This is a genomic window from Nonomuraea sp. bgisy101 (assembly GCF_057708945.1).
Genome location: NZ_JBYITD010000010.1, coordinates 174,769 through 189,227 on the forward strand (window position 1 = coordinate 174,769; position 14,459 = coordinate 189,227).

11 protein-coding genes are annotated in these 14,459 nt (G+C 66.8%); 7 read left to right on the forward strand and 4 right to left on the reverse strand.

Annotated elements, in window-relative coordinates:
* Positions 1–11 precede the first annotated feature (11 nt).
* Complete coding sequence (locus AC3EO4_RS20610; RefSeq protein ID WP_431897151.1) at positions 12–851, reverse strand: NUDIX hydrolase; 840 nt, start codon at positions 849–851, stop codon at positions 12–14.
* Positions 852–986: 135 nt separating this feature from the next.
* On the opposite strand from AC3EO4_RS20610, the gene AC3EO4_RS20615 reads away from it, so the two are divergent.
* Entirely contained in the window at positions 987–1,862 is an 876-nt protein-coding gene (locus AC3EO4_RS20615; protein ID WP_488186347.1) for a DUF4328 domain-containing protein, read from the forward strand.
* A gap of 133 nt (positions 1,863–1,995) precedes the next feature.
* Here AC3EO4_RS20615 and AC3EO4_RS20620 read toward each other — a convergent pair whose 3' ends face one another.
* The gene (locus AC3EO4_RS20620; RefSeq protein WP_379574923.1) at positions 1,996–2,823 is read right to left on the reverse strand and encodes a glycerophosphodiester phosphodiesterase; all 828 of its coding nucleotides are present in this window, start codon (positions 2,821–2,823) and stop codon (positions 1,996–1,998) included.
* A 97-nt stretch (positions 2,824–2,920) separates the two neighbouring features.
* Between AC3EO4_RS20620 and AC3EO4_RS20625 the strand changes: the two genes are divergently transcribed.
* The 3 genes from AC3EO4_RS20625 (at position 2,921) to AC3EO4_RS20635 (ending at position 5,861) form a co-directional block, all read left to right on the forward strand.
* On the forward strand, positions 2,921–3,478 hold the full coding sequence (locus AC3EO4_RS20625) for a hypothetical protein (protein WP_379574925.1): 558 nt from the start codon (positions 2,921–2,923) through the stop codon (positions 3,476–3,478).
* 171 nt (positions 3,479–3,649) lie between these two features.
* Positions 3,650–5,182 carry a M28 family metallopeptidase gene (locus AC3EO4_RS20630; RefSeq protein WP_379574927.1) on the forward strand — a complete coding sequence of 511 codons (1,533 nt, stop codon included), beginning with the start codon at positions 3,650–3,652 and terminating at the stop codon, positions 5,180–5,182.
* A 232-nt stretch (positions 5,183–5,414) separates the two neighbouring features.
* Complete coding sequence (locus tag AC3EO4_RS20635; RefSeq protein ID WP_431897156.1) at positions 5,415–5,861, forward strand: hypothetical protein; 447 nt, start codon at positions 5,415–5,417, stop codon at positions 5,859–5,861.
* A 133-nt stretch (positions 5,862–5,994) separates the two neighbouring features.
* Here the strand turns inward: AC3EO4_RS20635 and AC3EO4_RS20640 are convergent, their stop codons facing one another.
* The gene (locus tag AC3EO4_RS20640) at positions 5,995–6,639 is read right to left on the reverse strand and encodes an NADPH-dependent F420 reductase (protein WP_431897158.1); all 645 of its coding nucleotides are present in this window, start codon (positions 6,637–6,639) and stop codon (positions 5,995–5,997) included.
* 240 nt (positions 6,640–6,879) lie between these two features.
* Here AC3EO4_RS20640 and AC3EO4_RS20645 point away from each other — a divergent pair, with 240 nt between their 5' ends.
* Entirely contained in the window at positions 6,880–7,182 is a 303-nt protein-coding gene (locus AC3EO4_RS20645) for a hypothetical protein (protein WP_192778947.1), read from the forward strand.
* Positions 7,183–7,554: 372 nt separating this feature from the next.
* Entirely contained in the window at positions 7,555–12,102 is a 4,548-nt protein-coding gene (locus AC3EO4_RS20650) for a hypothetical protein (RefSeq protein WP_431897160.1), read from the forward strand.
* 168 nt (positions 12,103–12,270) lie between these two features.
* On the opposite strand, the gene AC3EO4_RS20655 is transcribed toward AC3EO4_RS20650, so the two are convergent.
* The gene (locus AC3EO4_RS20655; RefSeq protein ID WP_431897346.1) at positions 12,271–12,690 is read right to left on the reverse strand and encodes an HAD family hydrolase; all 420 of its coding nucleotides are present in this window, start codon (positions 12,688–12,690) and stop codon (positions 12,271–12,273) included.
* 587 nt (positions 12,691–13,277) lie between these two features.
* Here AC3EO4_RS20655 and AC3EO4_RS20660 point away from each other — a divergent pair.
* Positions 13,278–13,832 (forward strand): hypothetical protein, encoded by a 555-nt coding sequence (locus tag AC3EO4_RS20660; RefSeq protein ID WP_192778949.1) that lies wholly within the window; start codon positions 13,278–13,280, stop codon positions 13,830–13,832.
* The last annotated feature ends 627 nt before the right edge of the window (positions 13,833–14,459 follow it).

Genomic DNA, 14,459 nt, shown 5'->3' on the forward strand with positions numbered 1-14,459 from the left:
ATGCTCTCAGCTCAGAGCACGTCCAGAACCCATCTCGGCCCCGTCACCCGGGCGCCGAGCTCGGTGACCCGCCTCCTCAGCTCCTTGTCCGCCGTGACGACGAGCACGCGCTGCCAGGGTTTGGCCTGCCGTACGACCTCGACGATCGCGTCGTCGCCGCTGCCGTCGGCCTCGACGATCGTGATGCCGTCGACGGGCGGCACGCCGCGAGCCGCGCCCTCCACGACCGCGACCCCGTCGGGGAACCACTGGGCGAGCACAGGGTGCGGCAGTTTCGCGCCCGACGCCGCGGCCAGCAGCCTGGCCGCCGCCCCCTTGCGGTCCTTCCACCATCCGTGCTCGGCCCGCGCGCCCACGATGTTGGCGATGTCGAGGACCACCATCTCCGGCCGCAGGAGAGTCTGGATCTCCGGCCACGACTCGGCGAACCCGGGGTGCAGCTTCTTGCCGGCGATCTCGGGGACGGTGAGCCAGCGCAGCTGCCTGCTCTCCGCGTTCCCCGGTACGGCCGGCAGCAGCGTCGCGGCCTCGACGATCACCGTGTCGAACGTCCAGCCACCGTGGTCGTCACGGTAGACGCCGCGCACGGGCAGCCCCTCCCCCGACAGCGCCGCCTCCTCCTTCGCCTCGCGCAGGGCGGCGTGGATCGAGCTCTCGTGACTGTCGCGCGCGCCACCCGGCAGGCCCCAGGTGCCGCCGTGATGGCTCCACAGGGACCGCTCCTGCATCAGCACGCGCGCCACGCCCAGGTCGTCCCAGTGGACGGCGAGCAGGCCCGCCGCGCCGTACAGACCCCAGTGCCTGTGTCCCCCCGCGCACTGCACCCACCCGTCGCCGTCCTTGACCGCCACCCGTGCCTCCGTTCGCAGGCCTCCAGTCTTACCGGCTCTCTGATGATCAGGCATACTGGCCCGCACCCCGGCACCGGTTGAAGGAAGGTCATGACCCCGAGCGCGCCGACCGTGCCTTTACGCCGGCTGCGGCCGGTGCGGCCTCATGCGACGGCGGCCGTCGTCCTCATCGGCGTGACCACGGTCGCCGGGGCGGCGGCGCCCTTCGCCGAGGACGCGCACCGGCCCGAGGCCCTGTTGTGGCTCTCCGTGGTCCACGGCGTGGCCGGGATCGGCTTCCTGACCTGGCTGTTCCGCGCTCGCGCCAACGCCTACGCCATCTCCCCGGGGGTCCTGCACACCTACGCCGCCGTGTTCATGGTGGCCGGATGGATCCTGCCCGTCGTCAACCTGTTCGTGCCCAAGGGGATCATCGACGACATCTGGGCCACCTCCCAGCCCGGGGGGCTGCCGCGCGGGAGCGACCTGCTCAGGGTCCGCCGCTCGGGCCTGATCTGGGCGTGGTGGCTGACCTTGCTGGTCGCGGGCGGCCTGGGCCTGTCCGGACTGTACGCCGACCTCGGCGACCGGAGAACGGCCTTCCTGGTGGCGGCCCTCGCCCTGTGGGTGGCGTCGGGTGTCCTGGCCGTCATCGTCGTCCTGAAGATCACGAAAGCTCAGGAGAGCGCCAGGGCGAGCGGGGCGCCCCGGCCGTGGCAGCACCTCGGCCAGGTCGCCCTCGGCGTCGGCGACCTGGACGAGGCCGTCGCGTTCTACGTCGGCACGCTGGGCTTCGACCTGCTGGAGGACGTCGCCGAGGGCGAGGAGCGGCGGGTGACCGTACGCCCGCCGGGCACCAGGGAGACCGCCATCCTGCTGCTCTGCGGCGAGGCTCCCAGCGGGAACATGCTCCTGCGCACCGACGACCTCGCGCGCTACCGCGACAGGCTGGCGGCGGCGGGCGTGACGTTCGAAGGGACCGTCTTCCGTGATCCCTTCGGCAACCGCTGGGACCTTCGCCAGGGAGCATGACGCCGTACGCGCGACCGAGCCCGTCAGGGCTGGAGGGGGACGCGGGTCGCACGGCCGGCTCGTCAGGACTCAAGGGGGTCGCGTCGCGCGGCGTGACGAGCCCTGGCGACCCCCGCGAGCCGTACGGACACGGCTAGACGTCGGTGACCTCGCCCAGCACGTCAGGCTTGTTGGTGATGATGCCGTCCACCCCGTAGGTGATCATCCGGCGCATGGCGTCGGGGTCGTCCACGGTCCAGGTGAAGACCTCCATGCCCTCGCCGTGGACCCGCCGGACGTAGCCGGCGGTGAGGCCGCCGTAGGGCGGGTTGATCTGGTCGGCGAACGTCGCCAGCTCGGCCAGCCGCCCCGTCCGCGGGGTGCCGAGCAGGCCCACCTGGACCTGCGGCATCACGCGGTGGAACGTCCGCATCGAACCCCAGTCGAACGACTGCACGACCAGCCGGCCCGACCACGACCCGTTACGGCGCAGCTCGTCGGCGACGCGCGACTCGATGCCCGGGTAGAGGTGCGGCGCCTTGACCTCCAGCAGCAGGCCGAGGCCGCTCCCGTTCATCTCGCGCAGCGCCTGTCCCAGCGTCGGCACCCGTTCACCGCTGAACCTGCCGGCGAACCACGACCCTGCGTCCAGCCTGCGGATCTCCGCGAGCGTGAAGTCACCGACCCGCCAGGGCGCGCGGCCGGGGAAGACCCTTTCGACGTCGGTCGTGCGGGCGAGAGTGGTGTCGTGCATCAGGACCAGCTCGTGGTCGCTCGTCTCCTGGACGTCGAGCTCGAACATGTCGGCGCCCTGGTCGTCGGCCAGCTCGAAGGCCGCGATGGTGTTCTCGGGGGCGTGGGCGGAGGCGCCGCGGTGGGCGACGACGGCCACCGTCGAGGCGGAGGCGGCGTCGGCGGTTGGGGCGGGGGCGGTGAGGGTGGAGAGGACGGTCGCGATGATGAGGCCGAGTCGTCGAAACATGGGTCTCCTCGGGGCCGGGGAGGGGGCCTATGGTCCGAACTTGACTGACGTTCATGACGTGACGTTGATGGCAGGGTAACCCGGCGATGGCAGCCGGATGAGCAAGCGACACGGCCTTACCCGCGCCCGATATCGCCATGAGACGATCTCGCCCGTGCCCCTGCCGCCCTCCCTGGATACGCGCCGCCGCCTCGCCGTCACGTCGATGCTGCTCTGGGCCCTCACGGGCTGCGTGAACATCGACGACCACGGCATGTACGGCGGCGGGCAGCTGTGCCTCGACCGCGCGAAGCGGGAGAACGCCCTCTACCTCGAGTCGATCGGAACCGCCCTTTCCCCGTCCCAGTACTCGGACGTCACCGAGTGGAACGGATGCGATTCGGCGAACAACGGCGCCGAGGTACACGTCGCGGCGCGCGTCGGCCTGGAGGCGAAGACCGTCCGCGCCGCCTTCGAAAAGGCCGGCTGGTCGGACAGCCTCGCGGCCGAAGCCGGAAAGCGCTGCGCTCCGCACTGCGAGGAGCTCCACCTCGCCAGGAAGATGGGCGAGCGCATCATCGGCGTCGCCATCGAGACGGACGGAACCGTGGTGTGGGTCACCGCCAGGGATGCGGACTTCTGCTGGGACGACGACGGATACCGGTGCCCTTCTTGATCGATGCACGGCGTCCTGATGGGCTCCTCTTCACCTTCAACGGTGACTGAATCGACTCTCATGGGTAACGAATCCAAACAAGCCCTTTCAAGATCGCATTAGTCCTACTATGTTCCGTTTGATCGCGATTACGGGGGATGTCCACCTCTACTGGTGATACAGGAGTTTCGCATGCGCAAACGCGCGTATCGGAGCACGCTGGCCGCCGCCACCGCGGTCTCGGCCATGGCCTTCCCCCTCGTCCTGGCCGCCCCGGCCAGCGCGGACCCCGACCCCACGGCGTTCAGGAACAGCATCACCGCGCCCCTGGTGAAGCGGCACCTGGAGAAACTGCAGGAGATCGCCAACGCCAACGGAGGCACCCGCGCCTCGGGCACCCCGGGCTTCGACAAGTCGGTGGACTACGTCGCCGGCAAGCTTCGCACGGCCGGCTATCAGGTCACGCTCCAGGAGTTCGAGTTCCCGTTCTTCCGCGAGCTGGAGAAGCCGGCCCTGGCCAGGACCGCCCCCACTCCCAAGACCTACGTGCCCGCGACGGACTTCGCGACCATGACGTACTCCGGCTCGGGCGACGTCACCGGCACCGTACAGGCTGTGGACCTGGTCCTCCCCCCGACTCCCGCGCCGAGCTCCACCTCCGGGTGCGAGGCGAGCGACTTCGCCGGATTCACCGCGGGCAACATCGCCCTTCTCCAGCGCGGCACCTGCACCTTCCAGGTCAAGGCGGAGAACGCGCAGGCGGCGGGCGCGAGCGCGGTGATCATCTTCAACGAGGGGCAGCCCGGCCGCGACGGGCTGCTGACCGGTACCGCCGGCGCCCCCTTCACCATCCCTGTCGTGGGAACGACCTTCGCCGCGGGCAACGAGCTCGCGGCCGCTGGGACCGCCGTCCGGGTCACGACCAGGACCGAGAGCGACCTGCACCGCAAGACCCGCAACATCATCGCCGACCACCGCTCCGGTGACCCCAACAAGGTCGTCGCCCTCGGCGCGCATCTCGACAGCGTGGTCGCCGGCCCCGGCATCAACGACAACGGCTCCGGCAGCGCGGCGATCCTGGAGACGGCGCTGAGGCTGGCCGCCCTGCCCACCAAGAACAAGCTCCGCTTCCACTTCTGGGGCGCCGAGGAACTCGGCCTTCTCGGTTCCAAGCACTACGTGGCCGGCCTCTCCGCCGAGGAGAGGGCCAAGATCAAGCTGTACCTCAACTTCGACATGATCGCCTCGCCGAACTACACCTTCGGCGTCTACGACGGCGACGACTCCGACGGTGTCGGCGCCCCCGCAGGCCCGGCCGGTTCCGACAAGATCGAGAAGCTCTTCGAGAAGTACTACACGACGGTCGGCAAGCCGTTCACCGGTACCGACTTCACCGGCCGCTCCGACTACGGCCCCTTCATCGAGGTCGGCATCCCGGCCGGCGGCCTGTTCACCGGCGCCGAGGGCATCAAGACCGAGGCCGAGGCCGCGAAGTTCGGCGGCCAGGCGGGAGTGGCCTACGACCAGTGCTACCACCAGGAGTGCGACACCATCACCAACATCAACGACGAGGCTCTGGCGGTCAACTCCGGCGCCATCGCCACCGCGGCGGTCGTCTACGCCTACAGCAAGGAGTTGCCCGGAGGCGGCACCCCCGGCTCCACCGCTCCCGGCACCGGCGGCGGCGGTGACGACCACGATCACGACCACGTGGTGAGCGAGTAACACTCCCTCCCAGCGGATACGGCCCGGCGCCCGCGAACCACAGGCGGTGGTGACCGTTCCCGATGACGGCGAGGCCCGTGCGGAACACCGATCGACCACGATCACGCTCCGCGCGGGCTCAGCTGTCGACGGCGCCGAAGGGGCGGCCCGCGTGACAGAACGCGCGGCGTCGTCCGGGGGACGCCAGCCGGATGCAAGATCTCTCCAAGTCGCGACGCCTACTGTCCCCGCCATGCGAAAGACACATGTCATCGGCGGAGTCCTGGCCTTGGTGATCGGCGCGGGCGTCCCCGCCCCCGCGCACGCGGACACGGCCTCCCGCATCCATTGGGGCCCTGTCAGGTCGTCGGCGGGACACGCAGGCCACGCCGAGGCCGATGTCTGGATCACCGACTTCGGCGCTGAGACGTTCGCCGTGTACGGCAGGCTTCATGACCGCGACACACATCGTGGCCACTGCGCCTATGCCCGTGCCCGCTTCCACTACGTCGGCGGCGGCACCGGGTGGAGCCGGCCCCGCTCGACCTGCTCGGCCGAGAGCTCCTTCCGGCTCACCTCGGACGGGCAGATCAACCGGGTGGACGTCAAGGTCTGCCTCTACGACACCCGCCTACGCAAGGCGTTCACGTGCCACGTCGACGCCATCAAGCCCGAAATCATCGCCAACTGGCCCCAGTGACGTGACCGGGCCCTGCGGAGGCCCGACCCGCGAGCGCAGCGCTCCACGCCGCCCGCCCAGAGGGCACGCGCGTTCCGAGAACGGCCGGCCGACGACGATGCGGTCATCGGCCGGTGATCTCCAGCGAAATCGGCTACCCGTTTGGCGCGGCGGCGGCGCGGTCAACGAGGTTGAAGACCGTGTGCGGCTCGCATCCGCCGAACAGCAACGAGATCATGATCGCGGCCATCGCCTCGAGGTGGTGGGCGTGCCGGAGATCGCCGACCCGCAGCGGTTCGCAACCGATATCAGCGATCAGTCGGCGCGTGGTGCCCAACGCGGCGGGATCGTCACCGCAGTAGGGCACGACAAGGCGGCGGCCGTCGAACACCGGCGATTCCATCTGCCAGACCCTCGCGTGGCAGAGGTTGAACGCCTTGACGACATGCCCGCCGGTCACCTGCTCGATCTCCTGGGCCATCGACCTGCCGGGTGTGGTGACCAAGGTGAAATGCTCGACCTCGACCGGGTTGTTGCAGTCGACGATCACCTTGCCGCGCACTGCGTCGCCGATCTGGGCCAGCGTGGACGTCATCCCTTGGTACAGCACCGCGATCAGGGCGACCTCCGCGAACTCCGCCACTTCCTCGAAGCCGCCGGTGTGGGCGCCCCACTTGTCGGCCAGGGCTCGTGCCTTGCCCGCCGTGCGGCCGGTGATCATCAACTCGTGACCCGCGGCGGCCCACCGTGTGCCGAGCGCGTCAGCCATCGCCCCGGCACCGAAGATTCCGATTCTCACTACTCCCAGAACTCATTAGGTACACCCCTTCCCGGCAGATCCACAGGTTTCGATCATTGCTCGACCATCGTCCCCGGGATTGCTAACCCGCCTGCGGTCTGTGACCGTCTGGATCACTCGACGCCTCCTCCGGCCAGGTTTTGAATAGAGGTAGCGAACTGCTACAACGCCCTGAGGAGACGATCTCGATTGGCCGGACGTCCTAAGTGGTGGACACGACTGTTCAGACAGGCCGGCCCCATGCAGCGGCCGCGGCAGATCCTTGACCTCGGATTCCCTGAGGAGCTCGGCAAAGGGTTGCTGCACGACGGATTCCGTGTCGCGGCCATCGAGGCGGCCCCTGATGATCAGGAACGCTGTCGGCTGTCCTACGAATACCTCCGCAAAGTCCTCAAGCATGGCGGCCGGATGGCCGAGGAGACCGGTGACCACGAGCTGGCCGACCTGCTGAGGAAGCGCTACGAGTGGGTGACCAACCAGATTCTGCTGGCGGTCAGTGACCTCGAAGCAGACCTTCGGGAGCGCCGGTACGAGCTGGACTGACGCGTCAGCGATTAAACGCAGAGATCTTGCTAACAGTGTTGCTAACAACAACTCTGGACGCCGGTGTACGAACGTGTAAGCCGATCAAGCGAGGAGGGCTGCTGAGCAGGCGTTCATGACAGTGGTGGACACCCGTGGACGATCTCGAACTGGCTACGGATCAGAAGGTTAGGGGGCAGAGTCCTCTCGGCCGCGCCACAGCTCAAGGGACACTCCCCAGCGGGGTGTTTCGTGCACCACGGAGGTCACCCCCGAGGCGCCGGATCCACTCACCCCTCTTCTCTCGATCACCTTCTGGACGCTCGGCCACCATGACATTCAGCTCGCTGTTCACGGAGCTTGCTGCCGGTGAGCGCTGAGAGAATCGGGGGTGTGGCGGGAGATGTGTTCGGTTTTCATGTGCCTCGTGTGTGCAGGATCCGCAGCGCGCGCGATACGGCGGATTGGATTCCGCAGGCCTCCGAGGCATTTCGCACCAACGGTGAGGATGTGGTCACCGCGGTTGAGCGGCTGCGTGAGGGAGCACTGGCACTTCCCTCCGTGGTCGCGGCGGCCGGGGCGATGGTCGTGCTGGGCGAGCCGGGCGCCGGCAAGACCTCGGTGTTGACACACCTAACCAACATGCTGCCCCGCGTCATGGACGCCTGGGACGGGGACACCGACGCGTGCCTGTGGGTTGCGGGCGGGGACCTGACCGAGAACTCTTACCAGGAGGAGCTGGGTTGCCATCTCAGCTCCCTACCTTCGGAGGAAGACGCCGCCGGGGATACCGGAGTGTTGACGGTGGTCCTGGACCAAGTAGACGAGAGCCCGGTCTTCCTGCCGTACTTGCCGAGGTGGTTGAAGAGGTCGCTGCGCGGCAGGGACACCAGTCGGGTTCGTTTTCTCCTGGCCTGCCGCACGGCCGACTATCCGGCGACGATGACCTCTGTGCTTACTGAGGCGTTCGGGACGTGTCGATGCGTTGACATCGCCCCGTTGAGCCGCGAGGAGGCCGTGGCGTTGGCCGACAGCGCCGACGTGCCGGGCGAGGAACTCGTGGCGGCGGCCGAGGCCGCCGGAGCCGCCGTGATGGCGAGCATTCCGATGACCTTGGAACTGTTGGTCCTGACCTATCGGGTCGATGGTCGGCTGCATGGCAAGCCGGAGGAGCTGTTCGCGAGCGGCGTGGCACGGCTTGCTGAGGATCCCGATCCTCGTCGACTCAGCAGGAGTGTGATCACTACCGCCCAACAGCGTCTGACGGTAGCGGGACGCATCGCTGCCTGGATGCTGCTGTCCGGCCATCGGACCGTGTGGCGAGGCCCCGCTTTCGAGGCGGGCGCCTTCGACTTGCCAGGTGACGCACTGGCGGGCGGTTCTGAGCGGACCGCCGCAGGTCCGTACGAGGTCACGTTTCAGGCGTTGCAGGAAACCCTCGCGACGGCGCTGTTCACGAGGCCTGATGACAGCAGGGTGGCGTTTCGACATTCGTCCGTGGCCGCCTACCTGGCGGCGCGGTATCTCACTGATCGGGAAACCACGCAGCGGCAGTTGGAGAATCTCTTTCTCGTCGGCGCACCCGATGGCGGCACCGCGAGCATCCCGGTGCCGCTGCGCGAGACCGCCGCCTGGCTGGTGGCCATGAACCCCACTGCCACTGACTGGCTGGCCGCCGCTGACCCCGAGAGCCTTGCCGTGCACAGCGCACTGGTGCGCTCCGACGAGGTCCGCTGGCTGACCGTAAACAGGCTCCTGGAACGCGCCTTGCAGGTCGAGCTCAGTGACGCACGCTGGCAGCTCTCCCACTGGGACCTGCGCCATCCGCTGCTGGCGGACCAGCTTGCCGAGGTGCTGGAGACAGCCCCGAGTGAAGGTCCGGCGGACTGGGAGACCACAGCGCAGATCCGTTTGGCCATTCGACTAGCCCAGGAGGCCGGGACAGCTCACCCTAGACTGGCAGACGGCCTCCTGCGGCTGGTCGAGAACGAGGCTTGGCACCAGACGGAGCGCCGCTTGGCGGCGAGCGCGGCGTTCACCTGTGACGCCGACCGTTCCGTGCCCGTCCTCAAGAGAATTCTCGCGTTACTGGACGGGCCTTCCTACGCCGCGCAGACAGACCCCGAACATGATCTGCGGGGCACCGTGCTGAGCCTGCTGTGGCCTGGCCATTTGGACGTGGCGACGATGTTGGCCGCGCTCCGCCCACCCACCCCGCATACGTACAACATGTACGCCCACTTCCTGAGGAACATGCCCAGTCAGTGTGCGGACGAGCATCTGCCGGATCTCCTCACGTGGGTTCAGGAGACCGTCCTAGGAATGGGGTCTCTCGAAAGCGGCTTCTACTTCTCGCCCGAGCGCGTTGAGACCGCTTTGATCGATCCCGTGATCGACCGTGTGCTCGGCAGCCAGGATGCGGCGCAGTTCCTGGAAACCCTGGCGAAGATCATCCTTGGCCTCTATCGCGAGAATCACAAAGTCGACCTTCCCGACTGCCTGCAACCCGACGAACAGGGGCAGGAATCGCCGAAGGTTCAGTCGCTGCGCAGGCTCCTGGCCCAGGCGCTTATCGGCGAGGCCGTTCACGCCCAAATCCACCCTCGCGAGGCCGCATGGCGGATCGTGCACGACTGGCAACCCAGCTCGTCGTTGCGGTTGGCCGCGTCCTCGGCGCCCGAGCAGTCCATCCGCTACCAGCTGGTGGACGGGGCTGACTTTGCGTGGGCTTTGGAGCGGACGACCCGGGCAGCCGCGTCCGGGGACGACGCGCTTGTCGCGGCGTATGGTGAGCTGGCCGCCTATCTGTTCCCGCGCGATGACCGCGAGGCGTTCGAGCTGGCTTATGACGAGGCGCATCCCTCCTGGCCGTATCTGTGTTCTTTCTACGAAGCGATAGCTCTCGACAGCCCGTTGGCACAGGCGCTGCGCCGAAGCCATCGCGCTGAGAACAATCTGTGGCCGCAGGCGGCGGAGTTCATCGCCGAACAGGCTCGGCTTCTCGCCCAGGCCAGAGAGGGGGACAACGACAGTCTGTGGCGGTTTTTGTGGCGCCTGCGCGTGGACCCCCGAACGGGCCGGCAGGAGGACTTGTCCGGCGCCATCCTCACGTGGCCAGGAGCCGGCGCCCTCGACGATGAACTTTCGGACCTGTCCGAACTCGCACTGCGCTACCTCGTCGTCGAACACGACCACGCCGATTCCTGGCTCCAGAGCTCCCTACACGACAAGCGCTCCTGGGCCGGATACGCCCTCTTGACTGAGCTGCACGGGGCCAACCGCCTCACTGAGCTGCCCCCGGCGGTCTGGTGCTCGTGGACCGCAGCGATCCTCACCGAGATCCTTGGCATGTCAACCAGCTACATGGAAGCCGCTCGGAGAGACCTGCTGCGTCAGGCCGCCGTGCACGCACCTGAATGCCTGGCCCGACGCATCACCCAACTTGTCCTGGCCGCACTCGCGCAAGCCCGGCAGCCCACAGTGCTCAACATCGTCGACCCGCGCTGGGCGCCGGAACTGGGCACGGCTATGGAACGCCTCGCCACCGAACTCTCCGCCTGCCTCGGAATTGTGCCAAGGCAGGTGGACGGCCCCGGGCTCCGCATTCCGGCAGGTGAAGATAGTCCATTAAACCTACCCGACAGCGACGAGGCACATGAGGCCGCCCTGCACACCTGGTACAGCCTTCTCCGCTCGCTCTTGGCCGCTGGCAGCACGACTACGAACGACATCATCGACGCCGCCCTCGATGGGCACCTAAACACGCCGGTCACTGTCCAGACCGCCGTTTTGGCCGCCCAAGCCCTGCTGATCACGGACGCCGGAGTGAATTGGCCCCGCATCAAAGCGTTCACCGCAACCGACGCGGAACTGGCACGCCGGCTAGCCGAGGCATGCGCCCACACCGAGACCACCAAGCTCATCCAGGATGCCCTCAGTGAGGCTGAGCTGGTGGATGTGTACCTGTGGCTCAGCGACTTGTACGTCCCGGAAGAAGACAGAACCCTTCTCGGAGCGCACGTGGTGAGCGCAGACGAGCAGGTGCGCAAGTGGCGTGACGACCTGCTTCTGGAGCTGAGTCAACGAGCCACCGCTGAGGCCGTCCACCAGCTGCGGCAGCTCACGAGCCGATATCCCAACCGGCTCGCCGTGGCTGCAGCACTCATCTCAGCAACGAAGCAACATGCCGCTGCGAGCTGGAGCCAAGTGCGCGCGGATGACGTGATAAGGGTCTTGCAGGACCCCGCGCGGCGCGTCATCCGCACGAGCACCGATCTCCTAGAGGTTGTTCAGGAGGTGCTGGAAGAGATCGGTGAGGCGCTCCCCTCGCACTGTGAGCTGCTGTGGGACCGGACGCCAGGCAAGCGCTCTCGGAGGAGAACTGCAGCGGCCACGGTCGACGAGGCCATCCCCGACGTCTGGCGTCCCAAACCCGAAGCGGCACTGTGCGCTTACCTCACGCACGAGCTGAGCCTAAGGCTCGCAGGTCACCGTGTCGCGGTGAACCGAGAAGTGCTGATTCACCCCACAGATCCATACGGCACTGGTGACCGTACCGACATTCTCATCGACGCGCTGTTCCCGCCCAGCGACCACCTCGGCACCGCCTCGGGTGGGCCCATAAAACTCGTCATCGAAGTCAAGGGCGCTTGGAATCCCGAGGTTATGACGGCGCAGGACGAGCAGTTGGTGGCTAGATACCTGCCCGAGGCGAGAACTGACGCGGGCATCTACCTCGTCGGGTGGTATCCGATCGAACTTTGGGACGCCCCGGAGAACGGCCGTAGGAGGCGGGCGAAGAAGCTAGTGCCCAATACGCTGCTGGCCGATCTGCAAAGACAAGCGGCGCACCTGTCCCAAGCGGGCTCAGTCCACGTTCGACCCATAGTGATCATCGTTCCGCGACCGCATAGGCAAGAGGTGGCTGCGACACCGTCCTGACCAGGCGTTCGCCGGCTGCGAGGCGTGCGGAGTCCCGTATCAGTCCCCCGCCGAGTGAGCAGCCGCAAGACCTGCGCGACAGAACTACAAGCTCACCCGAGGATGAAAAGGGCTAATGATCAAAAAGCATGTGCCGTGGCAATAAGCAGCGACAAAGCTTGAACTATGTCAGGCGCAACATGGTCTGGGGGCGTTTACGGGGAAGAGTTGGGCGTCGCGATTGATCCACACTGTCTTGAGTCCGGCTGCTCGCCCGCCGGTCACATCCTTGACCAGGTTGTCCCCGACCATCCAGCCGCCACCACTCAGCCGCATGCCGCACCACTTCGCAGCGATCTCGAATAGGCCTACATCCGGCTTGCGAATGCCTTCGGCGTCCGAGAGTGCCCAGCAGTCCACGACGTCGGCCAGCCCCGTGCATTGGATCTTGCCGAGTTGGTTGTCCGCCGTGCCGCTGGTGACGATCCCCACCCGCCACCCCGCGGACCGAAGCCGTGAGAGCCCGTCCAGGACTTCTTGGCGGCATTGGACAAGGTAAGGCATCCGTCGCCGGTAGTCGGCCCACAGGTCCTCGGCCGACGCAGCCAGCCTGAAGTGGTCCTGTACCGCGGCGAAGAACGCCCTCTGAGGCGGTGAGGTTCGGCCGGCAAATCGTCAGACGGCGCCTACCGCTCCGGTGGTGCTGTACAGCAGCCGAATACAGCAACGCCGCCTCACCCGATCAGACGCCAGCAGTCTCCTACTGCCACTTGAGCAGGGAGAGGAGCCCTCTACGTTGTGACCGGCTCCCGTTTGCAAGGAGGCAGTCATGCCGGGTTTCGGTCCTGAGTCTGTGAGTGCGGGATATATACGGGATGACCTCGCATCCGATATGAGATATGCGGGGCGTTCACGCAGTTCACACTACGTGAGCCAGCCGTACGACCGCCGCTCTCGTTGAGATCCTGTCGGAAACTCCTGCGGACGATCAGCACCAGCAGCCACCCTTTACCGGGGCCTCCCAATCTCGACCACGACCCGGAACTAGGCGACGTCTGAGTCGACATGTGGTCCACCGAGCTCCGCAGCTACCTCGTGCACAGCGAGCCACTGCCGCCCAAATTCAGCGAGACCGAGCGGCAGATGCGCCGCCATCATCACGAGCATCCTGACACCGAGAGGAACAGCTCCTGATCATGCTGCCAGTTGTCAACTGGGACGCCGTCGCTACGGCAGCCGTGGCCGCCATCATCTTCAACCTGGCGCTGGACTACGTCGCCAAGCCCCGCCTGGAAGCCCGCAAGGAGGAGATCCTCGACGCGCACCGATCGCGCCGCGAACTGCTGGCCTCCGCCGTTCGCATCGCCCACGCGGCGGCGTTCGTCTCCGCAGCGGTACCCAGCAGCGCGGAGCCCGCGGTACGCGGCAACGTGTACGTCGAGCAGGACAGACAGTACGACCGGCTCCAGGCCGAGGTGCAGCAGCTAGCTGACGACGCGGGTCGGCACGCTGGCACCTTCCTGGGCCCCCTCCTCAACCTCGTCGTCGGCTACGTGAGCGCCTTGCAGGGGCTGCTAATGTCCGCGCGGCCACGCACCGAGCAGGCGGCGGATATCCAGAAACTCGCCGGAGCTATGGCCGTCGCGTTGTCGTCGCCCCGCCGCTGGCAGATCTGGAAGATCGTTGTGAAAGGACAGGCCATGGCGGAGGTGCGGCGCCTTGTCGCTGAGCACACCGGCGCAGCCTCCTGATCTATGAGCAAGGTGATTGGCTCCGTCTGAAGAGCGGCTTGCCATACTGCTGCCGTGCGGGAGGTTCGACGCGGCAACTACGCCCGTTTCAATTCAACACCGCATTTTGGACGTGACCTCTGGCGAAATTGGTTGCCTGAGCGCCGCTCAGGCAACCAATGAGCTGTCAGGCTAAGCCAGAAGTGCAACCAACTCCAGGGCTCCTGTAGCCAACATGTTGCCGAGGGCCCGCCAACCACCTGCGAATTCAGGATGTCGCTAGTTCAGCAACTCCGCCTCGCACAGCCTGCTCGTTCCCTACCGCGTCACATGGTTGTGCAGCTGCGCCGGCCCTCGACCGTGGTTTTCACAAGGTCTGTGATGATCACTGACTTCGGGCTTTGTCATACGCGTGAAATGATCGCTGCCAATGCTCGATAGCTGATTGAGAGAGCTTGCTGGTGTGGAAATCGAGTGCAGGCGCCAGCGTGCTTCGACAGGTAAGCCTCACTCCATCACCCCCTGGGATTCGTTCGACGCCCTCCGGTCGGCACCTCGGAACAGAGGCGCAAATCCCGATTCTAGTGCATTTGGAGCTCGAAGGACTTGAGCAAAGACCTTGAAAAGAGCCACCCTGTCACGGGATGG